This window comes from Frankia sp. CcWB2 (assembly GCF_977927585.1).
The window spans coordinates 2,324-3,537 of sequence record NZ_CDWRCM010000307.1; the positions used below are offsets into that span (position 1 = coordinate 2,324).

Here is a 1,214-nt window from a genome sequence, read left to right on the forward strand (position 1 = left end):
GGCCCGGCCGTCTCCGGTCACCAGCTTGGCGGGCAGCCGGACGACAGCGGTGATACCTCCGGAGGCGGATTCGCGCAGCTGGACGTGGATGCCGTGGCGGCTGGCCAGCCGACCGACCGCGAACAGGCCCATGGTCCGTGACACCGACACGTCGACCACCGGCGGGTTCGCCAGTCGGTCGTTGACCCGTTCGAGTTCCTTGGCCGGCATGCCGATGCCCTGGTCCTCGATCTCGATCATCGCCCCGGCCCCCGGACCGAGCGAGCGGCTGGTGACGAGGACGCTGGTGGCCGGCGGCGAGTACGAGGTGGCGTTCTCGAGGAGCTCGGCGACCAGGTGGACGACGTCGCTGACACCGTTGCCGGCGATGGACACCGCGGCGGCCGACGTCTGCTTGACCCTGGTGTACTGCTCCACCTCGGAGATGGCCGCCAGTACGACCTCGTTCAGCGGGACGGGGTGTGTCCAGCGCCGAGCGGTGTCCGTGCCGGCGAGGACGAGCAGGCTTTCGTTGTTCCGCCGCATACGGGTGGCGAGGTGATCCAGCTTGAACAGGTTGGACAACTGGTCCGGATCCTGCTCGCGGTTCTCCAGCTCGTCGATGAGACGCAGCTGCCGTTCGACCAGTCCCTGACTGCGCCGGGAGAGGTTCACGAACATCGCGTTGACGTTGTTCCGCAGCGACGCCTGTTCGGAGGCCAGCCGGATCGCCTCCCGGTGAACCTCGTCGAAAGCCCGCGCGACTTCGCCGACCTCCTCGTCAGTGTCGATACCGACCGGTTCGATCGAGTCGTCGATGTCCAGCTCGGTGGAATCGCGCAACCGACGGACGGCCTCGGGAAGCCGGTGATCGGCGATGTCCAGCGCGGCGGTCCGCAGCGCCAGCAGGGGGCGGACCAGCGAGCGCGCGACGACCAGTGCGGCGAGCAGGGCGAGGGCCAGGATGAGCACGATCAGTAGACCGGACAGCAGCGCGTGGCGCTGGATGTTGCCCCGCAGGGTGCCTATGCGGGCGTCGACGAGGCCCAAGAGCTTGTCGACGGCCTCCGTACCGGTGTCGATGGTCTGCTGGGTCGCCTGGTCCCATTTCTCGGCTTCCAGCGCGGTCAGCGGCTGACCGATGGGCGCATTCAGAATTTCTTCGACATAATTCTGGGTGTTGCGGATGTTCCCGTTGGTCTCGGTGTCGATCGTCGGTTCGTAGACCGCGAGCT

General features: G+C 67.4%; 1 protein-coding gene. It reads right to left on the reverse strand.

All coding sequences use genetic code 11. The features are described from left to right. Window positions 1-1,214, reverse strand: a 1,214-nt coding sequence (locus tag ACY45C_RS20915; protein ID WP_462189259.1) for a sensor histidine kinase, incomplete at both ends; no start/stop codon positions are given.